The organism is Streptomyces sp. cmx-4-9, assembly GCF_046548835.1.
In the GTDB taxonomy this organism is placed as follows: domain Bacteria; phylum Actinomycetota; class Actinomycetes; order Streptomycetales; family Streptomycetaceae; genus Streptomyces.
This window is the reverse complement of record NZ_JAEBEE010000008.1, coordinates 238,690-265,383: the sequence shown is the minus strand read 5'-3', so window position 1 is coordinate 265,383 and position 26,694 is coordinate 238,690. Positions and strand designations below refer to the sequence as shown.

Below are 26,694 nucleotides of genomic sequence, written 5' to 3'. Positions count from 1 at the left end.
GCGAAGATGGCGAAGAAGTCCAGGCAGGCGGCCGGCACCCCGGCGATCGTCGCCCTGACGGCGGCCGGCGTGCCCTTCACCACGCACGCCTACGAGCACGACCCGGCGCACCCCTCGTACGGGGAGGAGGCCGCCGAGGCGATGGGTGTCTGCCCGTCCCAGGTGTTCAAGACCCTGGTGACGGACGTGGACGGGGTGCTGACGGTGGCGGTCGTCCCCGTCTCGGGGTCGCTCGACCTGAAGGCGCTGGCGACGGCGGTGGGCGGCAAGCGGGCGACGATGGCCGACCCGGCCCTGGCCGAGCGCACCACGGGGTACGTCCGCGGGGGCATCTCCCCGCTGGGGCAGCGCAAGCGGCTGCGCACGGTGGTCGACGCCTCCGCCTGCGGCCACGCGACCATCTGCTGCTCGGCGGGCCGCCGCGGACTGGAGGTCGAGCTGTCCCCGGCGGATCTGACGGCCCTCACCGGGGCGGTCCTCGCCCCGATCGCCCGGCCTTAGGCCGTACGGGTCCGGCCGCCGCCGCAGGGCGCCGCCCGGGTCAGGAGCGCGGGGGCTCCGGCGCCGGAGCGGGGTCGGCGTGCACGTGCGGGGGCGGGTAGCCGCCGAGCCACTCGGGCGGCGGGGCGTCGCGCGGGGTCCACAGTGCGGTGAGGCCGAGGTGGGTCAGGATCGCGGCCATCGGCCAGGTCAGCAGCACCCCGTGGGCGAGCAGTTGCAGCGGCGCGTCGAAGGGTACGCCCTTGCCCGCCGCGGCGGCCGCCGCCGCCAGGTCGTCGGTGGGGCCCAGCACCAGCCCGAGGCGCCAGCCGACGAGCGCGGCGAACAGCGCGCCGGCGCCGAGCCCGATGACCAGCGGCACCCCGCCCCGGCGCCGCCACAGGAAGACGGCCACGGCGCTCAGCACGCCCAGGGCGGCCGACAGCAGGAAGAAGGTTCCGTCGCCGCCGATCCGCGCCTCGCTCTCGCTGTCGCGCAGGAACACGGCCTCGCCGTTGGACACGTACTGCGCCCGCGGCGCCAGCCAGGCCCACAGCACGGCGAGGAGCACCCCGGCCACCGCGACCGCCAGGGCCACGGCGGCGCCGTCGCGGACGTCCGACGCGGTGATGAGGCCCTCCCCGTCGGCCGGCTTCTCGGGCGGCAGCGGCGGCGGGTCGAGCGGGGACGGCGGGGTCACGGCTTCGGTCACCCCCACATCGTGCCAGGTGTACCCGGCAGCGGCGTCAGCGGACCGCCGCCCGCCGGTACGCCCAGGTCGCGGCGGCCAGCGAGAGGACGCCGACGGCGGCGCACACGCCGAGGTCGAGGAAGACGGCCGTCCAGTCCGGGTGCGGGGCGAAGGTGCGGGCGAAGGCCTCGACCCCGTACGTCGACGGCAGCAGGTCGCGCGCCCACACGACGACGCCGGGCATCCGCTCGGGCGGCAGCACCCCCAGCAGCAGCGCGGCCGACATGCCGAGCTGCCCGGCGAGGGTGGCCAGCTCCTGGCGGGGGGCCAGCAGCCCCAGCGCCGCGCCGAGCCCGGCCAGCGCGGCCCCGGCCAGCGGCACCACCGCGGCCAGGATCCACAGCCCGCCCATCGGCAGCCCGAACAGCACGCAGCCGAAGACCGCGGTGACCAGGGTTCCGGGCAGGGTGAAGGAGGCGTAGGCGGCGGCCGCGCCCAGCACCACGGAGGCGGGCGGCACCGGCAGGGTGGCGTAGTGGTCGAGTCCGCCGCCGGCCCGCAGCTGGCCGAAGTACTGCGCGAGCAGGTTCAGGGCGACGAAGGCGACGACGAGGACGGAGGAGCCGGCCACCACGGCCCGGGCCTCCGAGCCGCCGTCCACCACTCCCCGCATGAGGATCATGATGCCGACGGACTGGAAGGTGGCCACGAACAGCAGCGGGATCCGGGCCACCCGGGCCCGGGACAGCTGCGCCCGGTACACGGCGGCCAGCGCGGGCAGCAGCCCGGCCCGGGGGGCGAGCGGGGCGGGCTGCGGGGCCCGGTCCCGGTCCGGGCCGGCGGCCGGTGCAGGGCCCGGCGGGGCCTCGGTCGCGAGGGCGGGCACGACGGCCCCCGTCGAGCGGTCGCTCATGACTTCACCAGCCCTTTCGTCTTGCCGCCGAGGGCCAGGTACACGTCTTCGAGGCTGGGGGTGGCCAGGGTGAAGTCGTCGAGGGCGGCAAAGGCCGGGCCCCCGGTGACCGCGGCCACCGCGGCCCGCGCCCGGTCAGGGGCCAGCCGCAGCACCCAGCGGCGGCCCGATTCGACGGCCTCCGCACGCAGCCGCGCGACCTCGGGCACGTCCAGCGGGGCGGCCTCGCGCCACACCAGTTCCAGCCGGACCTCGCCCGAGACCCGGGCCTTCAGCCCGGCCGGGGTGTCGCAGGCGATGACCCGGCCCTGGTCGACGACCGCGACCCGGTCGAGGACGGTCTCGGCCTCGATGACGTTGTGGGTGACGAGCAGGACGGTGGCGCCGTGCCGGGCGCGCCGCCGGTCCACGGCGTTCCAGACGGCCCGCCGGGCCACCGGGTCCATGCCCGTGGTGGGCTCGTCGAGGACCAGCACCGGCCGCTCGCCCACCAGGGCGGCGGCGAAGCAGGCGAGGCGGCGCTGCCCGCCGGAGAGTTTCTTCAGCGGGCGCCCGGCGAGGGCGGTCAGCCCGAGTTCCTCCAGGACGGCGTCCCGGGCGTCCCGCGCCTCCCGCAGGGGGAGCCCGCGCAGCCGGCCGGTCGTCTCGGCGGCCAGGGCCACGGTGAGCTCGTCCAGGGCGGTGGATTCCTGCCCCAGGTAGGCCAGCAGCCGTGCGGCCCGCTCGGGGTGGCGGACCAGGTCGTGGCCGAGCAGGGTCACGCTGCCCGAGTCGGGGCGCATCAGCCCGGTCAGCTGGCGGACCAGGGTGGACTTGCCGGCGCCGTTGGGGCCGAGCAGGCCGAAGATCTCGCCGCGCCGGACGTCGAGGGTGATTCCGTCGTTGGCGCGGGTCTCGGGCAGGGCCGGGGCCCCGCGCCGGCCTCGTACCGCCGGGTAGGTCTTGACCAGGTCACGCACCGCGCAGACGACCTCGCCGGCCGCTCCCGAGGCTGCTGCCGCGGCCGCCGCCGTGGGGTGTCCCGCGTGTGCTGTGCCCGTACTCACGAGGGAGCAGCCTACGGGGTTCCCGGCCCTACTCGGCCGTCGGGGTCGCCGGGGCGACGGGCGCGGCGGGCACGGCGCCGGGCACCGCCGCCACGTGTTCGGCGGCCGCCCGGACGTCGATCTCGCGCCAGAACCCGGCGCGGATGGCGTACCGGTCGTGCTCGTCGATCTGGTCGTCCTTGTGCGCGAGCAGGCCGAACCGGGCGGCGTAGCGCAGCAGCTCGCCGTCGATGCGGTGCGGGATGCGCGGGTACATCGTGGCCAGCTTCTGCAGGTGGACGGTCTCCGGGAGGCGTTCCATCCAGCGCCGGGCGAACACCTGTCCCACCTCGAACGGGTCACCGCCGACGGTGGTGATGTCCTCCTCGCGGTCCGCCCAGCGCTGTTCGGCGCTGGTGAGCTGGGCGAGGGTGGGCAGCGAGGCGGTCTCGGCGGGCTCGCCCAGCGGGCCGGCCCGGTCGATCCAGCCCTTGTCGGACGACCACCGCAGGGCGCTGCCGGCGGGCGGCTGGCCGGCGCTGTGGCCGCCGGGCGGCCCCGTCTGCGGTCCGGGTGCGCGCAGGGAGCCGGCGAGGTCCTTCGGGGTGGGGACGGCCTTGCCCGCGGCTCCGGCGGGCGCGGGCAGCGCGGGGCCGGCGCCGCCTTCGTCCTGTCCGGCGGCGCTGCCGTTGCGGGCGGCCTCCGCGAGCGCCGCCTCGGGCAGCGGGGCGGAGAGGATGGCGGCGATGTCGGGGCGCGGGGCGGGCGGCGGGGCGCAGAGCCCGGCGAGGTCCTTGGCGCGGACGGCCCGGGTGATCCAGGTGCGGTCCAGGACGCGGCGTTCGTCGGCCTCGGCGACGAGGTCCTCGGACTGGTTGTAGTCCCCGTCGGCGGCCTGGACGGCCCACAGGTGGACGGCGACCCCGTGCTCCTTGGCGGACATCAGGCCGGGCAGCAGGTCTCCGTCACCGGTCACCAGGACCACGTCGGAGCAGGCCCGGTTGCGGGCCAGTTCGGTGAGTTCGGCGTGCATGGCGGCGTCGACGCCCTTCTGCGCCCAGCGGCCGTCGCTGCGGGTCAGCGCGCCGAGCCGGACGGTGACGCGGGGCATGACGCGCAGTCTGCGGTGCTCGGGCTGGGGCACCCGGTCGGGTGCTCCGTCGAACCAGTAGATCCGCAGCAGGGGCTGTTCGGTGTCGGCCTCGGCCCGCTCGCGCAGGCCCTGGATGAGGGCGGCGTGGTCGACGGTGATGCGGGAGCGGGAGGGCTCCCCTGCGAGAAGGCTCGCGGCGGCGCCCAGCAGATAGCCGGCGTCCACCAGGACGACGCAGCGGTCCACGCGTTCCACCCTCTTCCCTGGGGGTCCTCTGTGCTTTCGGCGAGTGCCCCGAGTCTGCCCGACCGCAAGGGTGTTGACGGCCGGAACTGGATCATCGGCGTGGCGTATCTCTCAGAAGAGCGGGGTACGCCCTTCCGCTACGGGCAGTAATGATCCAAAATGCGCGGTTTCAGGCGCTGTGTGAGTGTGAAGGCGGTCCCCGACCCCGACCCCCACGGAGGCTCCACCATGGCGAAGAACAAGAACCAGAAGCAGCCGTCGAAGCAGCAGACCCGTTCCGAGGATCCGTCGAAGGGCTCGGCGGAGTCCGGTTCGCCGTCGGTGTCGCCGTCGCCGAGTCCGCTGGACATGGCCCACAAGGGCAAGCAGCGCAAGTTCGGCCACAACTGACGCCTCCGCGCGGTCGACGTGTCGAGAGAAGGGCCTGCCCGGCTGCCGGGCAGGCCCTTCTCGTACGCCGTGCACGTCCGGCCGCGCAGGCCGGGCGCCTCCCGCTGCCCCGCTGCCCCGCTGTCCCGCCGCCCCGCTGTCCCGCTAGCCGGCCAGGCAGGACGGGCCGAGCAGCACCTTCAGGTCTCCGAACAGGGCCGGGTCGGGCTGGACCCGGTGCTTGTCGAGGCGCAGCACGGTGGTCGTCCGGGGCCCCTGGAGCTTGATGCGGACCTCGGTGTTGCCCTTGTGGTGGCGCAGGATCTCGCCGAGCCGGGTCACCATCGGCGGGGTGACCTTGACGGTGGGGATGGTGAGGACCACGGGGGCGTTGGTGCCGGCCGAGGAGAGGTCGGGGACCATCATCTCCATGGCGACCAGCCGGGGCACGTCCTCGCGCTTGTCGAGGCGGCCCTTGACGAAGACCACGGTGTCCTCGACCAGCTGGGTGGAGACGAGCTGGTAGGTGGCGGGGAAGAACATGCACTCGATGGAGCCGGCCAGGTCCTCGACGGTGGCGATGGCCCAGGCGTTGCCCTGCTTGGTCATCTTGCGCTGGAGGCCGGAGATGATGCCGCCGATGGTGACGACGGCGCCGTCGGAGTGCTCCCCGCCGGTCAGCTGGGAGATCCCGGCGTCCGTCTTGTCGGAGAGCACGTGCTCCAGGCCGAAGAGCGGGTGGTCGGAGACGTAGAGGCCGAGCATCTCGCGCTCCTGGGCGAGCAGGTAGGACTTCTCCCACTCGACGTCGGAGAACTCCACGTCCAGCCCGAAGCCGGGCTCGTCGGCGCCCTGGTCGCCCATGCCGCCGAAGAGGTCGAACTGCCCCTCGGCCTCCTTGCGCTTGACCGCGACCACGTTGTCGATCATCGGCTCGTGGTGGGCCACGAGGCCCTTGCGGGTGTGGCCCATCTCGTCGAAGGCGCCGGCCTTGATCAGCGACTCGACGGTCCGCTTGTTGCAGACCACGGCCTCGACCTTGTCCAGGAAGTCGGGGAAGGAGGAGAACTTGCCCTTGGCCTTGCGGGTCTTGATGATCGACTCGACGACGTTGCTGCCGACGTTGCGCACCGCGGTGAGGCCGAAGAGGATCACGTCGTCGCCCTGGGCCGCGAAGTTCGGCTCGGACTCGTTCACGTTCGGCGGCAGGACCTTGATGCCCATGCGGCGGCACTCGTTCAGGTAGATCGCGGACTTGTCCTTGTCGTCCTTGACCGAGGTGAGCAGGCCCGCCATGTACTCGGCGGGGAAGTTCGCCTTGAGGTAGGCGGTCCAGTAGGAGACCAGGCCGTACGCGGCGGAGTGCGCCTTGTTGAAGGCGTAGCCGGCGAAGGGGACCAGGACGTCCCACAGGGCCTTGATCGCCTGGTCGCTGAAGCCCTTCTTCTTGGCGCCCGCCTCGAAGATGACGAAGTTCTTCGCCAGTTCCTCGGGCTTCTTCTTGCCCATCACGCGGCGCAGGATGTCGGCCTCGCCGAGCGAGTACCCGGCGATGATCTGCGCGGCCTTCTGCACCTGCTCCTGGTAGACGATCAGGCCGTAGGTGACCGCGAGCACCTCTTCGAGGGGCTCCTCCAGCTCCGGGTGGATCGGGGTGATCTCCTGCTGCTTGTTCTTGCGCAGGGCGTAGTTCGTGTGCGAGTTCATGCCCATCGGGCCCGGCCGGTACAGGGCCGAGACGGCGGAGATGTCCTCGAAGTTGTCGGGCTTCATCAGGCGCAGCAGGGAGCGCATGGGGCCGCCGTCGAACTGGAAGACGCCGAGGGTGTCACCGCGCCCGAGGAGCTCGAAGGTCTTGGGGTCGTCGAGCGGCAGGCCGAGGAGGTCGATGTCGATCCCCTTGTTGGCCTTCACCATCTTGACGGCGTCGTCCATGATCGTGAGGTTGCGCAGGCCCAGGAAGTCCATCTTCAGCAGGCCGAGCGACTCGCAGCTCGGGTAGTCCCACTGGGTGATGGTGACCCCGTCGGTGTGCCGGACCCAGACGGGCACGTGGTCGGTGATCGGCTCGCTGGACATGATCACGCCGGCCGCGTGCACACCCATCTGCCGGACCAGGCCCTCGACGCCCATGGCGGTGTCGATGACCTTCTTGACGTCGGGCTCGTTCTCGTACATCCCGCGGATCTCGCCGGCCTCGCCGTAGCGGGGGTGCTGCGGGTCGAGGATGCCGGAGAGCGGGATGCCCTTGCCGAGGACGTCGGCGGGCATGGCCTTGGTGAGCCGGTCGCCCATGGCGTACGGGTAGCCGAGGACGCGCGCGGAGTCCTTGATCGCGTTCTTGGCCTTGATGGTGCCGTAGGTGCCGATCATGGCGACCTTGTCGGCGCCGTACTTCTCGGTCACGTACCGGATCACCTCGACGCGCCTGCGCTCGTCGAAGTCGATGTCGACGTCGGGCATGGAGATGCGCTCGGGGTTCAGGAAGCGCTCGAAGATCAGGCCGTGGGTGAGCGGGTCGAGGTCGGTGATGCCCATGGCGTACGCGACGATCGAGCCGGCCGCGGAGCCTCGGCCCGGGCCGACCGCGATGCCCTGGTTCTTGGCCCACATGATGAAGTCGGCGACCACGAGGAAGTAGCCGGGGAAGCCCATCGAGATGATCGTGTCCATCTCGTACTCGGCCTGCTGCATCCGGTCGGCCGGGATGCCTCCCGGGTAGCGGCGGTGCATGCCGCGCATGGTCTCCTCGCGGAACCAGGTGACCTCGGTGTAGCCGTCCGGGATGTCGAACTTCGGCATCAGGTTGCGCTCGACGAACATGCCGTCGGTGTCGATCTGGTCCGCGACCAGCTGCGTGTTGGCGCAGCCCTGCTGCCAGGCGTCCGAGGAGTCGATGGCGTACATCTCCTCCGTGGACTTCAGGTAGTAGCCGGTGCCGTCGAAGCGGAAGCGGTCCGGGTCCGAGAGGTTCTTGCCGGTCTGGATGCACAGCAGGGCGTCGTGCGCGGTGGCCTCGCTGGCGTACGTGTAGTGCGAGTCGTTCGTGACCAGCGGCGGGATGCCGAGCTTCCTGCCGATCTCCAGCAGCCCGTCGCGGACCCGGCGCTCGATCTCGATGCCGTGGTCCATCAGCTCCAGGAAGTAGCGGTCCTTGCCGAAGATGTCCTGGTACTCGGAGGCCGACTTCAGGGCCTCGTCGAACTGGCCGAGGCGCAGACGCGTCTGGAGCTCGCCGGAGGGGCAGCCGGTGGAGGCGATGAGCCCCTCGGACCACTTGGAGATGGTCTCCTTGTCCATGCGCGGCCACTTCGTCAGCCAGCCCTCGGCGTACGCGTCGGAGGACAGCCGGAAGATGTTGTGCAGGCCGGTGGCGTTCGAGGCCCAGATCGTCTTGTGCGTGTAGCCGCCGGAACCGGAGACGTCGTCGCGCTTCTGGTGCGGCTGGCCCCACTGGATGCGCCGTTTGTTGCGCCGGGACTCGGGGGCCACGTACGCCTCGATGCCGATGATCGGCGTGACCCCGGCCTTCTTGGCACTGTGGAAGAAGTCGTAGGCCCCGTGGAGGTTGCCGTGGTCGGACATGGCGATGTGCGTCATGCCCATCTCGTTGCACGCGTTGAACATGTCCTTCAGCCGCGCGGCACCGTCCAGCAGCGAGTACTGGGTGTGGACGTGCAGGTGCGTGAACGGCGGCTTGGTCACGGTGGGAGTCCTCCGGGGGGAGAGAGGGGCGGCAGCTCTGAATCCTACGTCTCCCGGCTGACACGTCCGGGGCACCGACGGGTACCTTCATCCGTTGCAGAGCCAAGGACACCTGTCCGGAATGCGATCGGCAACCGATCCACCCCGCACCACCTGGAGGCATCCGCCATGGCGGTTCCCGAGACGACCGACGAGCAGCGCGCCGAACAGATACTCGACGTTTTCGACACCGCGTTCGGACGGCTGCTGGTCGCCGATCCCGCTGCCTTCCAGGTCAAATTCCGCAAGATGGCCGCCTCGGCCTTCGCGTTCTACCGGGGCACGGCCTGCCTGTTCTACGCCGACCTGGAGCACGACCGGCACGGCGGCCCGTACCTGGACGAGCGGACGGGCCGGGTGTGGATCCACGGCGATCTGCACGCCGAGAACTTCGGCACGTACATGGACTCCAACGGCCGGCTGGTCTTCAACGTCAACGACTTCGACGAGGCGTACGTGGGGCCGTTCACCTGGGACCTCAAGCGCTTCGCCGCGTCCGTGGCCCTGATCGGCTACACCAAGGCACTCAGCGACGACCAGATCGGCGCCCTGGTGCGGACCTACGCCGCGGCCTACCGGGAGCGCATCCACCGGCTGGCCGCCGGGGCCAAGAACGAGGAGGTCCCCTCCTTCACCCTGGACACCGCCGACGGCCCCCTGCTGGGGGCCCTGCGCGCGGCCCGCTCCCGCACCCGCTTCTCCCTGTTGGACTCGATGACGGAGATCCGGGACTACGAGCGCCGCTTCGCCCCGGGCCCGGGCACCATCGAGCTGGACGCGGCCACCCGGTACAAGGTGCTCGCCGCCTTCGACGGGTACCTGGAGACCCTGCCCGACGAATCGCTGGTGCGCCCGGACTCCTACCGCGTCAAGGACGTGGTGGGGCGCCGGGGCGTCGGCATCGGCTCCGCGGGGCTGCCCTCCTACAACATCCTGCTGGAGGGCCACAGCGACGCCCTGGAGAACGACGTCGTGATCTACCTCAAGCAGGCCCAGACCCCGGCCGTGTCCCGGCACATCACCGACCGGGCGGTGCGGGACTACTTCCAGCACGAGGGGCACCGGACGGTGATCTCGCAGCGGGCCCTGCAGGCGCACGCCGACCCGTGGCTCGGCTGGACGGAGCTGGACGGCTCGGGGCAGCTGGTGGCGGAGGTCTCCCCGTACGCGGTGGACCTGGACTGGTCCGACCTGGACGACCCCGAGGAGATCGCGGCCGTGGTCGCGGACCTGGGCCGGGCCACGGCGACCATGCACGGGGCCGCCGACGAGGACGAGAGCGGGCAGACCCTGGTGCCCTTCTCCACCGAGCGGGCCATCGACGCGGCCATCGCGGCCGACGAGCAGGGCTTCGCGGAGCTGCTGGTGGACTTCGCCCATGCGTACGGAGCCCGGGCGCGCGCCGACCACCAGATCTTCGTGGACCTCTTCCGCAACGGCCGGCTCACCTCGTAGGGGCCCGCCCCGTACGGGCCCGCCCCCCGGGCGGCGCCCCTCGCAACCGCCTCACGGACAGGTCGAGGGCAGGGTCGCGGACGCCCCCGAGCGGGCCCTGCGGCCCTTCTTCACAGGGTCGCATGGCACACTCGCGGGCGATGGACATATCAGGGACGGGACTCCGGGGGCTGCGGGCCGCGCTGTTCAGCGCGCTCGTCGTGCTGCTGTCCGCGGGCTCGCACGTCCTGATGTCCCGGGTGCCGCTGCCGGCCCCGCTGGTGGCCGGCGCCTTCACCGCGGTGTTCGCCACCGCCTACGCGCTGGCGGGCCGCGAGCGCGGCTTCGGCCCCATCGCCGCCCTGCTGGTCCCGCTGGAGCTGGCCGCCGACACCGTCTTCACCGCAGGCCAGCACGTCTGCTACGGCCCGGCGGGCGGGCCGGTCGCCGGGCCCCTGCGCGCCATGGGCCTGGACGAGCTGTGCGGGGGGACGCCGGTCGGCGGGCCGCTGGCCGAGATGGGCGGCCCGGCCGCCGATCCGGCGGCCCTGCTGGCCTCGCCCGGGCCGTGGGCCCCCTGGCTGCTCCTCGGCGCGCACGTCTCGGTCGGGCTGCTGGCCTCCGCGTGGCTGCGCCACGGGGAGCGGGCGCTGGGCCAGCTGCTGCGGGCGGTGGCCGCCTGCGCGTTCCGGCCGCTGCGGCTGGCGGCGGCCGGGCCGGCCGGCGCCGCCGGGCCGCCGCGCAGGATCCTGCGGCCCGTTCTCGCGGGCGCGGTGGCCCGCACCCGCTTTCCCGTCCATTCCGTGGGCCGGCGGGGACCTCCCGTGTGCGGCGCGCTCCCCTGCGCCTGACGCACGTACGGCAGTCCCCCACCCCTTCCTGCATGTCACCGGCATGCCCCCACCCACGGAGACCACGATGAGTGCACGCAACAGCCAGGCCAACAAGGCAGCGGCCCGCGAGCGGCTGCGCGTCGAGCGCGAGAAGCAGGCGAAGAAGGACAAGGCCCGCCGCCAGGTGATCGTGGCCGGCGCGGTCGTCGCCGCCCTGGCGCTGGCCGGCGGCATCGGTTACGCGGTCGTGCAGGCCAACGAGCCCGGCTACTGGGAGAAGGCCGCCGACGCGGCGCTGGTCAAGCCGAAGAACACCGAGGGCGAGGACGGCACCACCGTCGTCGTCGGCAAGGCCGAGGCGAAGAAGACCCTGGAGCTCTACGAGGACTCGCGCTGCCCGGCCTGCGCGGACTTCGAGCAGAAGTCCGGCGAGCAGGTCCGCAAGGACGTGGACGCGGGCAAGTACAAGCTCCGGTACATCGGCGCCACCTTCATCGACAACGCGGCCAAGGGTGAGGGTTCGAAGAACGCCCTGAGCGCACTGGGTGCGGCGCTGAACGTGAGCCCGGAGGCCTTCCTCGACTACAAGGCCGCGCTGTACTCCAAGGAGCTGCACCCCGAGGAGACGGTCGACAGCTTCGCCAAGGACGACTACCTGCTGAAGGTCGCCGACACCGTCCCGGCCCTCAAGGGGAACGCCGAGTTCAAGAAGGCCGTCGAGGACGGCACCTACGACCGGTGGGCGCTGGAGATGTCGAAGTCCTTCAACAAGTCCGGGGTGACGGGCACCCCGACGCTGAAGATGGACGGCAAGAAGATCGAGACCCCGGACTCGCCGGAGGCCTACACCGCGGCGATCGACAAGGCGCTGCAGGGCTGACCCGGCGGCCTCCGGCCACGGCCGGGGCAGTTTCCGGACAACCGGGCACCGAAGGACGGGCGGACTCGCAGAGTTCGCCCGTCCTTTGCCTTCACGAGAGTGTTTTCGAAGGGGTACCCGTCAGTAATGTGATCATCCGTGACCAGTCAACTCTCACCCGTCCCGACCCCGGCAACGCCCCGCCGCCGTACGGTCGTTCTCGCCGCCGCGGCCACCGCGGCCCTGGCCCCCCTGACCTCGCTGGGCGCGTCCGACGCCCATGCGGCGGACACCGCCCCCGCCTTTCTGCACGGCGTGGCCTCCGGGGACCCGCTGCCCGACGGGGTCCTGCTGTGGACCCGCGTCACCCCGACCCCCGAGGCGGTGCCCGGTTCGGGCGCCGGCCCCGCCACGCAGGTGGCCTGGGAGGTGGCCGCGGACAAGGGCTTCCAGCAGGTCGTCGCCCGGGGCACCGCGACCTCCGCCGCCGCCTCCGACCACACGGTCAAGGTGGACGTGCGCGGCCTGCGGCCGCAGACCGCCTACTGGTACCGGTTCACCGCCGGGACCGCCGTCTCCCCCGTCGGGCGCACCCGCACGACCCCGGACCACCACGCCACCCCGGACGGGGTGCGGTTCGGCGTGGTCTCCTGCGCGAACTGGGAGTCGGGCTGGTTCTCCGCCTACCGCCACCTCGCCGCCCGCGCCGACCTGGACGCGGTGCTGCACCTGGGCGACTACATCTACGAGTACCAGTCCGGCGGGTACCCGGAGTCCGCGTACGTGGTGCGCCCGCACGAGCCCCGGCACGAGATCCTCACGCTCGCCGACTACCGCACCCGGCACGGCAGGTACAAGACGGACGCCGACCTCCAGGCGCTGCACGCCGCCCATCCGGTCATCGCCATCTGGGACGACCACGAGTTCGCCAACGACGCCTGGACGGGCGGCGCGGAGAACCACACCCCGGGCGCCGAGGGCGAGTGGGCGGCCCGCGCCGCGGCCGGCAAGCAGGCGTACTTCGAGTGGATGCCGGTGCGCACCTCCGTCGCCGGCACGGTCTACCGCCGGCTGCGCTTCGGCACCCTCGCCGACCTGCACCTGCTCGACCTGCGCTCCTTCCGCTCCCAGCAGGCGAAGGTGGGCAGCGGCACGGTGGACGACCCGGAGCGCACCCTCACCGGGCGAGCCCAGCTGGACTGGCTCAAGTCCGGCCTCGCCTCCTCCGACGCGACCTGGAAGCTGGTCGGCACCTCGGTGATGATCTCGCCGGTGGCCTTCGGATCGCTGCCCGCCTACCTGCTCAAGCCGCTGACGAAGCTGCTGGGGCTGCCGGAGGGCGGGATAGCGGTCAACGTGGACCAGTGGGACGGCTACACGGACGACCGCAAGGAGCTCCTGGGCCACTTGAAGGCCCGGAACGTCAAGAACACGGTGTTCCTGACCGGTGACATCCACATGGCGTGGGCCAACGAGGTCCCGGTGAACATGGCGACGTACCCGGGTTCGGGGACGGCGGCGACCGAGTTCGTGGTCACCTCGGTGACCTCCGACAACCTCGACGACATCCTGCACGTGCCGGCGGACACCGCCTCGCTCGTCGCGGAATCGGCCGTCAAGGCGGCCAACTGGCACGTCAAGTGGCTCGACATGGACGCGCACGGCTACGGCGTGCTCGACGTGGACGCCGAGCGTTCCCAGATGGACTACTACGTGGTCTCCGACAAGCGGCGGCAGGACGCCACGGCCGCGTGGAGCCGCTCGTACCGGACCCTGAACGGCACGCAGAAGGTGGAACGGGCCGACCGCCCGGTCTACTGACAGACCGTCATTCCTGCGGCGCAGTGGGGCTCCTGGTGCAGACCAGGGGCCCCACTGGCATCAGAAGCAACAAATCTTTTACGCACAGTGCTTGACCCGCGCATGTCATAGACACATAAGCTTCGCGCCATCCGGAGAGATCTTCGGCCGGAATCCCCCACGGAACCCCCCCACGGGTACCCCCACGCGAGGAGCACACGTGCGCGCCGTCGCCCGCATATCCCCCCTTCTCCGCCGCCACCTGACGGTCACGGCCGTCCTGGCCGCAAGCCTGGCCTTCACCCCGCTCGCCTCCCCCGCCACGACAGCCGCGGCGCAGGCCTCGGCCGAGGCCTGCGCCGAACAGGCCGCCGCTCCGGCCGGTGCCCGCGTGCTGCGCCCCCGGGACCAGCACGCGGCCGAGCCGAACGAGGTCACCGAGGACCAGGCCAAGGCCATGGACGCCGACCTCAAGGCCAAGCTGGACAAGGCCCTCAAGAACCAGCCGCAGCGCGCCTCCGGCGCCGCCGCCGCGACCGTGAACATCCCGGTGTACTTCCACGTGATCCACTCCGGCGCCGCCGGAAAGCTCACGGCCACCCAGATCGGCAACCAGCTGGCGGTGCTGAACGCGGCCTACGGCGGCCAGGGCGCCGGCAACGCGGACGCCAACTACACCTTCACCCTCGCGTCGACCGACTACACGGACAACGCCTCCTGGTACAACCTGGCCGACGGCTCCACGGCCGAGAAGGACATGAAGAACACCCTGCGCAAGGGCGGAGCGGGCGCGCTCAACTTCTACACCGCCAACCTCTCCGGCGGGCTGCTCGGCTGGGCCACCTTCCCCAGCTCCTACGCCTCCAGCCCCAAGATGGACGGCGTGGTCGTCCTCGACACCTCGCTGCCGGGCGGCTCCGCCGCGCACTACAACGAGGGCGACACCGCCACCCACGAGGTCGGCCACTGGATGGGGCTCTACCACACCTTCCAGGGCGGCTGCAGCGGCAACGGCGACTACGTCTCCGACACCCCCGCCGAGAAGAGCGCGGCCTTCGAGTGCCCGACCGGCCGCGACAGCTGCACCAACAAGACCGGTGCGGACCCGATCCACAACTTCATGGACTACACCTACGACTCCTGCATGTACCAGTTCACCGCCGGCCAGGTGAGCCGCATGCAGAGCAGCTGGACCGCCTACCGGGCGGGCTGACCCGGGAGCGGCCCCTCCCCGGGCCGCTCCCCCGGCAGGACCCGTCACCGGCTCCCCGCGGCCACCGGACCGCGGGGGCCGGTTTCGGCTCTCCGCAGGCCTCCCGCAGCGGCCGGGTCAGAGGCTGTCGAGGAACCCGAGCGCGACCTTCCAGGCCTGCTCCGCGGCCTGCGCGTCGTAGTCCTCCAGCCCCGGGTCGGTGAACAGGTGCCCGGCGCCCGGGTAGTTGTGCACCTCCACGTCGGCCCCGGCCCGCTGCATCCGCAGGTACCAGGCGGTCAGCCAGTCGTGCGACTCGTACGGGTCCGGGTCGGCCACGTGCAGCTGCACGGGCAGCTCGTCGACCGAGGCCCCTTCCTCCAGGTCCGCGGTCCCGTGCAGGAGCAGCAGGCCGCGCGCCTTCTCGTCGGCCAGCGCCAGGTGCTGGGCCACCGAACCGCCGAAGGACAGGCCCGCGTAGACCAGGCCCTGGTCGGAGTGGGGGGCCGCGGCCAGCACCGCGCGCCGGAGCAGCTCGTCCCGGCCGATCTCGTCCCGCAGCGCCATGCCCTCCTCGACGGAGTCGAAGGTGCGCCCCTCGAAGAGGTCCGGCACCTGCACCTGGTGCCCGGCCGCGCGCAGCCGGCCGGCCGCCTCCTGCACCGCGGGCCGCAGCCCGTACGTCGAATGGAAGAGCATGATGTTCATGACTCCATCGTGCCAGTTTCCGGGGGCGCCCTCCGGTTAGGTTGCACCCCATGGAGATGGAGTCCCTGATACGTCCACTGATCGTCGTCGGCGGGTCGCTGCTGATCACCCTGGTCACGACCTGGCTGCTCGACCTGCTGCTGCGCCGCATCGACGCCCGGCACCCCGAGACCCCCCTGTGGGGGCTGCTGAGGCGCTGCCGGATGCCCTTCCAGCTGGTGCTGTGCACCGGGCTGCTCAGGGGCTCGTACCGGCAGGCGGGCATCCTCCCCGAGTACGCGTTCCTCATCGGCCGCGTCCTGTCGCTGGTGACGATCGCCTCCGCGGCCTGGCTGGCCGTGCGGATCGCCACGGCGGTCGTCGACGCCTCGTACGCGCGCTACGCCTCGGTGGCCCAGGACCCCGCCCGGGTGCGCCGGGTCCGCACCCAGGTCACGCTGATCCAGCGGGTGGTCACCGCGGTGGTGGTCGTGGTGGCGGTCGCCGCGATGCTGCTGACCTTCCCGCCGATGAAGACCTTCGGCGCCTCGATGCTGGCCTCCGCCGGCGTCCTCGGGATCGTGGCCGGCATCGCCGCCCAGTCCTCGCTGGGCAACCTCTTCGCCGGTCTGCAGATCGCCTTCGGCGACACCGTGCGCATCGGCGACACGGTCGTGGTCGACAAGGAGTGGGGCACGGTGGAGGAGATCACCCTGACCTTCCTGACCGTCCGCACCTGGGACGAGCGCCGCATCACGATGCCGGTCTCGTACTTCACGAGCAAGCCCTACGAGAACTGGTCGCGCGGCGGCGCCCAGATGACCGGGACCGTCTTCTGGCACCTGGACCACAGCGCGCCGGTCGAGCTGATGCGGGAGCACCTGCAGGACCTGGTGAAGGAGGTCCCGGAGTGGGACGGCCGCAGCGCCGGCCTGGCCGTGACCGACACCACGCCGACCACCGTGCAGGTCCGCGCCGTGGTCACCGCCCGGGACGCGGACGACGTGTGGACGGTGCGCTGCGCGGTCCGCGAGCGCATGCTCGCCTGGCTGGTGGCCCACCACCCGTACGCCCTGCCCCGGGTCACGACCTCCGAGGCGGCGGCCGCCCCGCACGGCTCCCCGCAGTCCCCGACCCGGACCGGGGCCTGATCCCGGTCCCGCCTGCGGGGCCCGGCGTCAGCTGCGCAGGCTCCGCACGTCCAGGTGCCGCAGCACCCGGTCGACGATCTCCGGATCGGAGCCGGGTTCGCTGCGCGCGGCCAGGACCTCGTGGCGGGCGGCCGACATCATCTCCCGCTGGATCCGCTGGATGTCGCGGATCCGCTCCACCCGCTGCGCGTACGCCTCCCGCCGCTCCTCGTCCACCATGTCGGGGCTGATCCGGGCGCCCACGTCGTACGCCCGCCGGTACAGGGTCTCCACCAGGTCCTCCGGCAGCTCCTCCACCTCCTGGATCTCCTTGAGCCGCCGCTTGGCGGCCTTCGCCGCCCGGATCGCGAGCTGCCGTTCCGTCTCCCGGTCCGCGTCCCGGTCGGCCTCCACCCCCAGCCGGCGCACCAGCCACGGCAGGGTCAGCCCCTGGAGCACCAGCGTCGTCATGATCACGGCGAAGGCGATGAAGACCATCTCGTCGCGCCCGGGGAAGGGCTCGCCGCTGTCCGTCTTCAAGGGGATGGCCAGGGCCAGCGCGACGGAGGCCACCCCGCGCATCCCGGCCCACCACATCACCACGCTCTCCCGCCAGCTCATCGGGATCTCTTCGTCGTAGTCGCGCAGCTTGTGCAGCTTCTTGGCGACCCAGCCGGCCGGCAGCAGCCACAGCAGCCGTACGCCGACGACCACCGCGACCACGGCCGCGGCCCATCCGGCCCGCTCCCACAGGTGCCCCTGCGCGGTGCCGAACACGTTGTGCAGTTCCAGCCCGATGAGCCCGAACGCCACCCCGGTGACCAGGACGTCGACGACCTCCCAGAAGGTGTGCCCGGCCAGGCGCCCCAGGACGTCGTCGGCGTCGTGGGCGTACTCGGCGAGGAACAGGGCGGCCGTCAGCACGGCCAGCACCCCGGACCCCTGCAGTTCTTCCGCGACCACGTACGCGACGAACGGCACCAGCAGGGTCAGCCCGATCTGGAGCGTGGCATCGCCGAGCCGGCCCATCAGCCGGTTCGTGGCCCAGCCGAGGGCGAAGCCGACGGCGACGGCGACGACCGCGGACAGGACGAACTCCCCGAGGGCGTCGGGGAAGGAGAAGCTGCCGGTGACGGCGGCGCCGATCGCCACGTGGTAGAGCACGATGGCGGTGACGTCGTTGAAGAGCCCCTCGCCCTCCAGGATCGACACCATGCGGCGGGGCAGCCCCAGCGAACCGGCGACGGCGGTGGCGGCGACCGGGTCGGGCGGGGCGACGAGCGCGCCGAGCGCGACGGCCGCGGCGATCGGCAGCCCGGGCACCACCGCGTTCGCCACGGCGGCGACGGCCGCGGTGGTGACGAACACCAGGGCCACGGCCAGCAGGAAGATCGGGCGGAGATTGGCCGCGAACTGCCGCCAGGACGTGCGCTGCACCGAGGCGTACAGCAGCGGCGGCAGCACCAGCGGGAGGATGTACTCGGGCGGGATGTCGACATTGGGCACGGCCGGGACCAGGGCCAGGACCACCCCGCCGATGGTCATGAGCACGGGCGCGGGCAGCCCGAGACGGTCCCCGAGCGGTACCGTCACGACGGCCCCGAGCAACAGCACGAACAGCAGAGCCAGCTGATCCACTCCCCCACCCTGCCAGGCCGCCCCGCCCCGCACCCACGGTCGAAGGTCCCGACCGGGCCCGTGTCGGCCGGGAAGCGGGCCGGGTCAGGCCTGCGCGGTCCCGGCCAGGGGGCGCCGCATGGAGCGGTGCGGGATGCCCGCGTCCTGGAACTCCGGGCCGTACGCCACGTACCCCAGCCGCTCGTAGAAGCCGAGCGCGTGCGTCTGCGCGCCCAGGTCGACGGCGGTGAGGCCCAGCCGGGCCGCCTCCGCCTCGATCGCGCGGACCAGTGCCACGCCCACGCCCAGCCCGCGGGCGGACCGGGCGACGGCCAGCCGGCCCAGCGAGCCCACGTCCGGCGAGCCGGTCTTGCCCAGCGCGGCGGCGCCGTGCAGCAGCCGTCCCGTGCCCAGCGGCCGCCCGTCGGCGTCCACGGCCAGGACGTGCACCGCCCCGGCGTCGTACGCGTCGTACTCGATCGACTCCGGCACGGACTGCTCGATCACGAACACCTCGGTCCGCACCGCGAAGCAGGCCTGCAGGTCCGCCTCGGAGGAGACGACCCGCACCTCCACCGGAGCCGGGGCCGGGCCGCTCACTCGCTCTCCGCCCGGATCACGTCCAGCGCGTGCTGCAGGTCGGCCGGGTAGGTGCTCTCGAACTCCACCCACTGGCCGTCCGAGGGGTGCTCGAAGCCGAGCCGGACCGCGTGCAGCCACTGGCGGGTCAGGCCCAGCCGCTTGGCGACGGTGGGGTCGGCGCCGTAGGTCAGGTCGCCCACGCAGGGGTGCCGGTGCGCCGCCATGTGCACGCGGATCTGGTGCGTGCGGCCGGTCTCCAGCTTGATGTCCAGCAGCGAGGCGGCGCGGAAGGCCTCGATGAGGTCGTAGTGGGTGACGGAGGCCTTGCCGTCCTGGGTCACCGCCCACTTGTAGTCGGCGCTCGGGTGGCGCCCGATCGGCGCGTCGATGGTGCCGCTCATCGGGTCCGGATGGCCCTGCACCAGCGCGTGGTAGCGCTTGTCGACGACGCGCTCGCGGAACTGGTTCTTCAGGGAGGTGTACGCCCGCTCCGACTTCGCGACGGCCATCAGGCCGGACGTGCCGACGTCGAGCCGGTGCACGATGCCCTGGCGTTCGGCCGCGCCGGAGGTCGAGATGCGGTAGCCGGCCGCGGCGAGGCCGCCGATGACGGTGGTGCCGGTCCAGCCGGGGCTCGGGTGGGCGGCGACGCCCACCGGCTTCATGATGACGACGATGTCGTCGTCGTCATGGACGATCTCCATGCCGGGGACGGGCTCGGCCACGACCTCGACCGGCCGCGGCGGCGCGGGCATCTCGACTTCGAGCCAGGCGCCGCCGTGCACCCGCTCGGACTTCCCGACGACACTGCCGTCGACCGACACCTTCCCCGCGGCCGCGAGTTCGGCCGCCTTCGTCCGGGAAAATCCGAACATACGGGCGATGGCGGCGTCGACGCGCTCGCCCTCGAGGCCATCGGGAACGGGCAGGGTGCGGATCTCGGGAATCGTACTCACCCGTCGAGTATGCAGGACTCGGCAGGACGGCAGCCCCGCGCTCAGTCCTTGTGGACGGTCCCGTCCGGGTCCAGCCCCTTGAACGACAGCAGCACGATCAGGATGCCGCCGCACACGATCGCGGAGTCGGCGAGGTTGAAGACGGCGAAGTGGGCCGGCGCGATGAAGTCGACGACCGCGCCCTGGAAGACGCCCGGCGAGCGGAAGACCCGGTCGGTCAGGTTGCCCAGCGCCCCGCCGAGCAGCAGGCCCAGGGCGATCGCCCAGGGCAGGCTGTACAGCTTGCGGGCCAGCCGCACGATCACGATGATCACCGAGGCGGCGATGCAGGTGAAGATGATCGTGAAGGCCTCGCCGAAGCCGAAGGCGGCGCCCGGGTTGCGGACCGCCTCGAACCGCAGCAGGTCCCCGATGACCTCGATCGGCGGCTGGTGCTCCAGCTTCGCCACGACCAGCATCTTGCTGCCGAGATCGAGCAGGTACGCCAGCACCGCGACGACGAGCAGCGCCGCGATCCGCCGGTGCCCCCTGGGCTCGGCGGACTCCGGCTGGGCGTCGTCCCCGACCTCCGGCGTACCGATGATGCGCTCCGCCTCTGCCACGTGAGTCCTTCGAATCAGCTCGAACCAGGTTGCCGACGAACAGCACCGCCAGGTTCCTGGACCCTGACGGAACACGAGGGTACGTCAGGGGGCCCGCGCGGCGCCCGCCAGGAGGCACACCGCACGCCGCCGCCGGCGGGCACCGGGGGCGGCGGCAGCGGGGGCGCCCTAGTGGCGCCGCTCCTGCTTCTGCTTGCAGTCCACGCACAGCGTGGCCCGCGGGAAGGCCTGCATCCTCGCCTTGCCGATGGGCTCCCCGCAGTTCTCACAGAGGCCGTACGTGCCGGCTTCGAGCCGCTCCAGCGCCCGCTCGGTCTGCTCCAGCATCGAGGTGGCGTTCGCGGCGAGCGCCAGCTCGGACTCGCGCGTGATGTTCTTGGTGCCCGTGTCGGCCTGGTCGTCGCCCGCGCCGTCGCCCGAGTCCCGCATCAGGCCGGAGATGGCCGCCTCCGAGGCGTCCAGCTCGTTGCGCAGCCGAAGGACCTCCGACGTCAGCTCCGTACGGGCCTCGGCGACCTCCTCCGGGGCCCAGGGGTCCTCTCCGGGGCGTACGGCGAGGCCGCCCGGCGCCGAGGCCGCCGTGGGGCGTGTCTTGGGCAGCCCGCTGGTGGCGGCCGTGGCCGCCTTCCTCGCCGTCCCGGTGCTCTTCTTGGCAACCACTTTCCGGACTCCCGTCTTCTTCGCGGCCTGCGCCGCCCCCTCGGCCGCGGCCGGTTTGGCCGTGGCCTTCCGCTTCTCGACGGCGGTCGTCTCCTCGACGGCGGTCGCCTGTCCGGTGGCCGCCGTGGAGACGGCGGTCCCGTCGGCGCCGGCCGCGCGTGCGGCGGTCGCCTTCCGGGCCGCGGCCGTCCCGGGCCCGGCCTTCCTCGCCGCGGTCTTCCCGGCCTCGGCCGTCTTCACCGCGGCCTTCTTCTGCACGGCAGCCGTCTTCTGCACGGCCTTCTTCTGCACGGCCTTCTTGGCCGCGGCCTTGCCGGCCGCGGTCTTCTTCGCCGCGACCCGGGTGGACACGGCCTTCTCCGCCGGGGCTTTCCCGGCCGGCACCTCCTCGGCGGAAGCCGTCCTGGCAGAACTCCCGGCGGTCTTCTTCGCCACCATGGCCGCGGCCCCTTCACCTACTGCGATCATTGCTCCCGCATCGTGCCGGAACGATAAGTCGACACCGGCCCCGCGGCAACGGGGCTCGCATCCGACGAGGTCAACCTGCATCCGTTGTGCCCAGCCGGAGGCCCGGTAACCCGCCCGTCCCGCCCCGCGGAATCCCGTACCGCCGCGTCGGCCCGTTCGGGTCACGCCGGCCCCGCACCGCGCCTGGCGCCACGCCGGGCCGGTCGCCCTGCGGCGGGCCCCGCCGGGCCCGCCGCAAACCGGTCGGCCGCGCGGCCCCCGGGCCCGTACACTGGGCCCAGCGAAAGGCATGGACGGGGACGAGTAGCGTCGGACGCAGCCAGGAGCGACCCGGGGACGGTGAGAGCCCGGGGGCGAGCGCGAGGTGAAGGATCACCCCTGAGCCGCCGGAAGAAGGCCCGCGAGGGCTGGTAGAACCGGCTTCGCACCCCAATGAGGGGGCCACCGGATCCGTCCGGGGGCCAAGGAGGGTGGTACCGCGGGAGCTGCGTGCTCTCGTCCCTCCGGACGGAGAAGACCCCCGCCGGAGGAAGAGTTCAGCCTCATGACCACACCGCCGCAGTACCGCCCGGTACCCGCCCAGGTCGACCTGCCCGCCCTCGAACACGCCGTCCTCGACTTCTGGCGCGAGAGCAAGACCTTCGACAAGACCCTGCAGCAGTCCGAGGGCCGCCCCGAGTGGGTCTTCTACGAGGGCCCGCCCACCGCGAACGGCATGCCCGGCGCGCACCACATCGAGGCCCGCGTCTTCAAGGACGTCTTCCCCCGCTTCCGCACCATGCGCGGCTACCACGTGGCCCGCAAGGCCGGCTGGGACTGCCACGGCCTGCCCGTCGAGCTCGCCGTCGAGAAGGAGCTCGGCTTCAACGGCAAGCAGGACATCGAGGCGTACGGCATCGCCGAGTTCAACGCCAAGTGCCGGGACTCGGTGACCCGCCACACCGACGCCTTCGCCGAGCTCACGACCCGGATGGGCTACTGGGTCGACCTGGACGACGCCTACCGGACCATGGACCCCGAGTACGTCGAGTCCGTGTGGTGGTCGCTGAAGGAGATCTTCAACAAGGGCCTGCTCACGCAGGACCACCGCGTCGCCCCCTGGTGCCCGCGCTGCGGCACCGGCCTCTCCGACCACGAGCTGGCCCAGGGCTACGAGACGGTCGTCGACCCCTCCGTCTTCGTCCGCTTCCCGCTGACCTCCGGGCCGCTCGCCGGCGAGGCGGCCCTGCTCGTCTGGACGACGACCCCCTGGACCCTGGTGTCCAACACCGCCGTGGCCGCGCACCCGGAGGTCACCTACGTGGTGGCCACCGACGGCACGCAGAAGCTGGTCGTCGCCCAGCCGCTGCTGGAGAAGGCGCTCGGCGAGGGCTGGGAGGCCACCGGCGAGTCCTTCACGGGCAAGGAGATGGAGCGCTGGACGTACGAGCGCCCCTTCGGCCTGATCGAGTTCCCGGCACCCGCCCACTACGTCGTGAACGCCGAGTACGTCACCACCGAGGACGGCACCGGTCTGGTCCACCAGTCCCCCGCCTTCGGCGCCGACGACCTCGCGGTCTGCCGGGCGTACGGCCTGCCGGTCGTGAACCCGGTCCGCCCCGACGGCACCTTCGAGGAGGACGTCCCGCTGGTCGGCGGCGTCTTCTTCAAGAAGGCCGACGAGAAGCTGACCGCCGACCTGGACGCGCGCGGCCTGCTCTTCAAGCACATCGCCTACGAGCACAGCTACCCGCACTGCTGGCGCTGCCACACGGCGCTGCTGTACTACGCCCAGCCGTCCTGGTACATCCGCACCACCGCCGTCAAGGACGCGATGCTGCGGGAGAACGAGAAGACGAACTGGTTCCCCGACTCGGTCAAGCAGGGGCGCTTCGGCGACTGGCTGAACAACAACATCGACTGGGCCCTGTCCCGCAACCGCTACTGGGGCACCCCGCTGCCCATCTGGCGCTGCGAGGAGGACCACCTCACCTGCATCGGCTCCCGCGCCGAACTGTCGGAGCTGACCGGTGAGGACCTCTCCGGCCTCGACCCGCACCGCCCGTACATCGACGAGGTCACCTTCACCTGCACCCACGAGGGCTGCGCGCTGGAGGCCGTCCGCGTGCCCGAGGTCATCGACGCCTGGTACGACTCGGGTTCGATGCCGTTCGCGCAGTGGGGCTACCCGTACAAGAACAAGGAAGTCTTCGAGAAGCGCTACCCGGCGCAGTTCATCTCGGAGGCCATCGACCAGACCCGCGGGTGGTTCTACACCCTCATGGCGGTCGGCACCCTCGTCTTCGACAAGTCCTCCTACGAGAACGTGGTCTGCCTCGGCCACATCCTCGCCGAGGACGGCCGCAAGATGTCCAAGCACCTGGGCAACATCCTGCAGCCCATCCCGCTGATGGACCAGCACGGCGCGGACGCGGTGCGCTGGTTCATGGCGGCCGGCGGCTCCCCGTGGGCGGCCCGCCGCGTCGGCCACGGCACCATCCAGGAGGTCGTCCGCAAGACCCTCCTGACCTACTGGAACACGGTGGCCTTCCAGGCCCTGTACGCCCGGACGTCGAACTGGGCGCCGTCCGCGGCCGACCCGGCGCCGGCCGACCGCCCGGTCCTCGACAAGTGGCTCCTCTCGGAGCTGCACTCCCTCACCTCCGAGGTGACGGAGGCGATGGAGTCGTACGACACCCAGCGCGCGGGCAAGCTGCTCTCCGCGTTCGTCGACGACCTGTCCAACTGGTACGTCCGCCGCTCGCGCCGCCGCTTCTGGCAGGGCGACGCCGCCGCGCTGCGCACCCTGCACGACGTGGTGGAGACGGTCACCCGGCTGATGGCCCCGCTGACCCCGTTCATCACGGAGCGGGTCTGGCAGGACATGGTCGTCCCGGTCACCCCGGACGCCCCGGAGTCGGTGCACCTGTCCACCTGGCCGCAGGCGGACGCCTCCGCCGTGGACCCGCTGCTCTCGCAGCAGATGCAGCTGGTCCGCCGCCTGGTGGAGCTGGGCCGCGCCACGCGGGCCGAGTCCGGCGTCAAGACCCGCCAGCCGCTCTCCCGGGCCCTGGTCGGCGCCGCGGGCTTCGACAGGCTCTCCGCCGAGCTGCAGTCGCAGATCACGGAGGAGCTGAACGTCTCCTCGCTGGCCTCGTTGTCCGAGGTGGGCGGGTCCCTGGTGGACACCACCGCGAAGGCCAACTTCCGTGCGCTGGGCAAGCGTTTCGGCAAGGGCGTGCAGGACGTCGCGAAGGCGGTGGCCGCTGCCGACGCCGCGGCGCTGTCGCTGGCGCTGCGGTCCGGCTCCGCCGAGGTCGAGGTGAACGGCGAGAGCGTGTCCCTCAGCCCGGAGGAGGTCATCATCACGGAGACCCCGCGCGAGGGCTGGTCGGTGGCCTCGGACTCCGGTGCGACGGTCGCCCTCGACCTGGAGATCACCCCGGAGCTGCGGCTGGCGGGCCTGGCCCGGGACGCGATCCGCATGATCCAGGAGGCCCGGAAGAACTCCGGCCTGGACGTGGCGGACCGGATCGCCCTGCGGTGGTCCTCGTCGGACGGAGAGGTCGTGACGGCCCTGACGGACCACGCGGCCCTGATCGCGGACGAGGTCCTGGCCACGGACTTCGCCGCCGGCGACGCGGACGCCTCGTACGGAGACCCCTTCGCGGACGAGGCCCTGTCCCTGACGTTCCGCCTCCGCAAGGCGTAACCGCCTGCCGGACCGAAGCGGCCCGCGCCACTCCCCTCCCGGGGGGTGGTGCGGGCCGTCCTGTTTCTCCGCCCCTCTGCCGCTCCCGCACGAACACGGCGCTCCGCGCCCGCGCCTCAAGCGCCGGCGGGGCTGGATTCGCCCGTGTCGGGCGGATCCCGGGACACCCGGCTGCACGCCTCCGACGGCAGGAGCCAGGACCAGCCCCGCCGGCGTTTGAGGCGCGGGTCCGGGCAGAGCCCGGCAGGCGCGGCCCCGCCCGTCCCCGCAGCCGCACCCCGGTACGGGAACGGGCCGGGCCCGGTGCCCCCTGAGGGGAACCGGGCCCGGCCCGTTGAAGCGACTGCCGACCTGCGGCGCGGCGCCTAGTTGTCGTCCTCGTCGATCAGGAAGCCGCGCATCGGCGACGGCGCCTGCATCGGCTGCGGCGCGTTCGGCCGGACCGGAGCCATCGGCTGGGTCATGGCCGGGGACATCTGCTGCTGGCCGCCGTAGGACTGGGCTCCGCCCATCGGCGAGGGACCGCCCATGGGGGACGGGCCGCCCATCGAGGGACCGCCCATGGAGTGGCCCATCGCACCGGCCGGGGCCATCGAGGGCGACGGCGACGGCGGCAGCGAGGGGGCGCCCGGGTTGCGCGGGGGTGCCAGGGAGTCGTCGGCCTGCGTCTCCAGCTGGCGCAGCTGGGACTCCAGGTACGACTTCAGGCGGGTGCGGTACTCGCGCTCGAAGCCGCGCAGGTCCTCGACCTTGCGCTCCAGCGTGGCGCGGGCGGACTCCAGGGAGCCCATCGCGACGCGGTGCTTCTCCTGCGCGTCCCGCTCCAGCGCATCGGCCTTGGCGCGGGCGTCCCGCTCCAGGCCCTCGGCACGCGAACGGGCCTCGCCGACGATCTTGTTGGCCTCGGAACGGGCCTCCGCGATCGCCTGGTCGGCGGTCTGCTGCGCCAGCGACAGGACGCGTGCGGCGCTGTCGCCGCCGGGGCCCTGCTGCGGGAGCTGCGGCTGCTGCTGGTGCATGGGCTGGCCCATGCCCTGCATCTGCTGGCCCATCGGCTGCATCTGCTGCCCCATGGGCTGCATCTGCTGGCCGAGCGGGTTCTGGCCGCCCATGGACTGCTGGCCCATGCCCTGCTGTCCCATGGGCTGCTGACCCATGCCCTGCTGGCCCATGCCCTGCTGGCCCATGCCCTGCGGTCCGCCCATGGGGTGCTGCTGCATGGGGCCGCCCATCGGGCCGGGACCCTGCTGGCCGTGCCCGCCGGGACCGGCGGGCAGCTGGGGCTGGCCGCCCGGCAGCTGCGGCGGGCCCATCTGCTGCTGCTGTTGCTGCTGCTGCGGCGGGCCGGATATGGCCGCCGGCACGGGGGCGCCCGGGCCTCGCTGGTCCTGGGGCTCCGGCTTGCGCATGCCCTGCTGCTGCTGGTTCTGCGCGGCGGCGCGCGTGGCGGCGGCCAGCTTGGCGCGCAGGTCCTCGTTCTCGCGCAGCAGGCGCGTCAGCTCGGATTCGACCTCGTCGAGGAAGGCATCGACCTCGTCCTCGTCATAGCCTTCTCGGAGGCGGACGGTCGTGAACTGCTTGTTCCGCACGTCCTCGGGGGTCAGCGGCATGTCTTCTTCACC

Annotated in this window: 21 protein-coding genes; 9 read left to right on the top strand and 12 right to left on the bottom strand. The window is 72.4% G+C overall.

Translation table 11 applies throughout. The annotated features are described in order from the left end of the window. Positions 1-6 precede the first annotated feature (6 nt). Entirely contained in the window at positions 7-501 is a 495-nt protein-coding gene (gene ybaK / locus ACLJTM_RS25365) for a Cys-tRNA(Pro) deacylase (protein WP_411106020.1), read from the top strand. Between the two features lie 40 nt (positions 502-541). Here ybaK and ACLJTM_RS25360 read toward each other — a convergent pair whose 3' ends face one another. The 4 genes from ACLJTM_RS25360 to ACLJTM_RS25345 all read right to left on the bottom strand — a co-directional run bounded on the left by ACLJTM_RS25360 (position 542) and on the right by ACLJTM_RS25345 (position 4,457). Next, entirely contained in the window at positions 542-1,192 is a 651-nt protein-coding gene (locus tag ACLJTM_RS25360) for a hypothetical protein (protein WP_411106019.1), read from the bottom strand. 34 nt (positions 1,193-1,226) lie between these two features. Further along, entirely contained in the window at positions 1,227-2,084 is an 858-nt protein-coding gene (locus ACLJTM_RS25355) for an ABC transporter permease (protein WP_411106018.1), read from the bottom strand. Continuing rightward, positions 2,081-3,043 (bottom strand): ABC transporter ATP-binding protein, encoded by a 963-nt coding sequence (locus ACLJTM_RS25350; RefSeq protein ID WP_411106256.1) that lies wholly within the window; start codon positions 3,041-3,043, stop codon positions 2,081-2,083. The genes ACLJTM_RS25355 and ACLJTM_RS25350 overlap by 4 nt, the downstream gene beginning before the upstream one ends. Before the next feature lie 115 nt (positions 3,044-3,158). Then, entirely contained in the window at positions 3,159-4,457 is a 1,299-nt protein-coding gene (locus tag ACLJTM_RS25345) for an NYN domain-containing protein (RefSeq protein ID WP_411106017.1), read from the bottom strand. Positions 4,458-4,676: 219 nt separating this feature from the next. Between ACLJTM_RS25345 and ACLJTM_RS25340 the strand changes: the two genes are divergently transcribed. Beyond that, complete coding sequence (locus ACLJTM_RS25340; protein ID WP_411106016.1) at positions 4,677-4,838, top strand: hypothetical protein; 162 nt, start codon at positions 4,677-4,679, stop codon at positions 4,836-4,838. Positions 4,839-4,982: 144 nt separating this feature from the next. Here ACLJTM_RS25340 and dnaE read toward each other — a convergent pair whose 3' ends face one another. After that, positions 4,983-8,522 carry a DNA polymerase III subunit alpha gene (gene dnaE, locus ACLJTM_RS25335; protein ID WP_411106015.1) on the bottom strand — a complete coding sequence of 1,180 codons (3,540 nt, stop codon included), beginning with the start codon at positions 8,520-8,522 and terminating at the stop codon, positions 4,983-4,985. Between the two features lie 168 nt (positions 8,523-8,690). Between dnaE and ACLJTM_RS25330 the strand changes: the two genes are divergently transcribed. From ACLJTM_RS25330 to ACLJTM_RS25310, 5 genes are all read left to right on the top strand, one after another. Continuing rightward, a complete protein-coding gene (locus ACLJTM_RS25330) occupies positions 8,691-10,016 on the top strand; it encodes a DUF2252 domain-containing protein (RefSeq protein ID WP_411106014.1) in 1,326 nt (441 codons plus the stop codon). 140 nt (positions 10,017-10,156) lie between these two features. Continuing rightward, the gene (locus ACLJTM_RS25325; RefSeq protein ID WP_411106255.1) at positions 10,157-10,846 is read left to right on the top strand and encodes a hypothetical protein; all 690 of its coding nucleotides are present in this window, start codon (positions 10,157-10,159) and stop codon (positions 10,844-10,846) included. Positions 10,847-10,913: 67 nt separating this feature from the next. Next, a complete protein-coding gene (locus tag ACLJTM_RS25320; protein ID WP_411106013.1) occupies positions 10,914-11,708 on the top strand; it encodes a DsbA family protein in 795 nt (264 codons plus the stop codon). Positions 11,709-11,846: 138 nt separating this feature from the next. Further along, positions 11,847-13,508 carry an alkaline phosphatase D family protein gene (locus tag ACLJTM_RS25315; protein WP_411106012.1) on the top strand — a complete coding sequence of 554 codons (1,662 nt, stop codon included), beginning with the start codon at positions 11,847-11,849 and terminating at the stop codon, positions 13,506-13,508. A 199-nt stretch (positions 13,509-13,707) separates the two neighbouring features. After that, the gene (locus ACLJTM_RS25310; protein WP_411106011.1) at positions 13,708-14,700 is read left to right on the top strand and encodes a zinc metalloprotease; all 993 of its coding nucleotides are present in this window, start codon (positions 13,708-13,710) and stop codon (positions 14,698-14,700) included. 117 nt (positions 14,701-14,817) lie between these two features. Here ACLJTM_RS25310 and ACLJTM_RS25305 read toward each other — a convergent pair whose 3' ends face one another. Beyond that, a complete protein-coding gene (locus ACLJTM_RS25305; RefSeq protein ID WP_411106010.1) occupies positions 14,818-15,387 on the bottom strand; it encodes a dienelactone hydrolase family protein in 570 nt (189 codons plus the stop codon). Between the two features lie 56 nt (positions 15,388-15,443). Between ACLJTM_RS25305 and ACLJTM_RS25300 the strand changes: the two genes are divergently transcribed. Continuing rightward, on the top strand, positions 15,444-16,517 hold the full coding sequence (locus tag ACLJTM_RS25300) for a mechanosensitive ion channel family protein (RefSeq protein ID WP_411106254.1): 1,074 nt from the start codon (positions 15,444-15,446) through the stop codon (positions 16,515-16,517). 27 nt (positions 16,518-16,544) lie between these two features. On the opposite strand, the gene ACLJTM_RS25295 is transcribed toward ACLJTM_RS25300, so the two are convergent. The 5 genes from ACLJTM_RS25295 to ACLJTM_RS25275 all read right to left on the bottom strand — a co-directional run bounded on the left by ACLJTM_RS25295 (position 16,545) and on the right by ACLJTM_RS25275 (position 21,381). Further along, the gene (locus ACLJTM_RS25295; protein WP_411106009.1) at positions 16,545-18,134 is read right to left on the bottom strand and encodes a Na+/H+ antiporter; all 1,590 of its coding nucleotides are present in this window, start codon (positions 18,132-18,134) and stop codon (positions 16,545-16,547) included. Between the two features lie 84 nt (positions 18,135-18,218). After that, on the bottom strand, positions 18,219-18,713 hold the full coding sequence (locus ACLJTM_RS25290; RefSeq protein ID WP_411106008.1) for a GNAT family N-acetyltransferase: 495 nt from the start codon (positions 18,711-18,713) through the stop codon (positions 18,219-18,221). Next, positions 18,710-19,651 (bottom strand): RluA family pseudouridine synthase, encoded by a 942-nt coding sequence (locus tag ACLJTM_RS25285; protein WP_411106007.1) that lies wholly within the window; start codon positions 19,649-19,651, stop codon positions 18,710-18,712. The genes ACLJTM_RS25290 and ACLJTM_RS25285 overlap by 4 nt, the downstream gene beginning before the upstream one ends. Positions 19,652-19,692: 41 nt before the next feature. Further along, positions 19,693-20,253, bottom strand: a complete 561-nt coding sequence (lspA, locus tag ACLJTM_RS25280) for a signal peptidase II (RefSeq protein WP_411106006.1) — start codon at positions 20,251-20,253, stop codon at positions 19,693-19,695. Positions 20,254-20,421: 168 nt separating this feature from the next. Then, the gene (locus ACLJTM_RS25275) at positions 20,422-21,381 is read right to left on the bottom strand and encodes a TraR/DksA family transcriptional regulator (RefSeq protein WP_411106005.1); all 960 of its coding nucleotides are present in this window, start codon (positions 21,379-21,381) and stop codon (positions 20,422-20,424) included. Positions 21,382-21,925: 544 nt separating this feature from the next. Here ACLJTM_RS25275 and ileS point away from each other — a divergent pair. Further along, positions 21,926-25,072, top strand: a complete 3,147-nt coding sequence (ileS, locus tag ACLJTM_RS25270) for an isoleucine--tRNA ligase (protein WP_411106004.1) — start codon at positions 21,926-21,928, stop codon at positions 25,070-25,072. A gap of 365 nt (positions 25,073-25,437) precedes the next feature. On the opposite strand, the gene ACLJTM_RS25265 is transcribed toward ileS, so the two are convergent. After that, positions 25,438-26,682 carry a DivIVA domain-containing protein gene (locus ACLJTM_RS25265; RefSeq protein WP_411106003.1) on the bottom strand — a complete coding sequence of 415 codons (1,245 nt, stop codon included), beginning with the start codon at positions 26,680-26,682 and terminating at the stop codon, positions 25,438-25,440. Positions 26,683-26,694 lie beyond the last annotated feature (12 nt).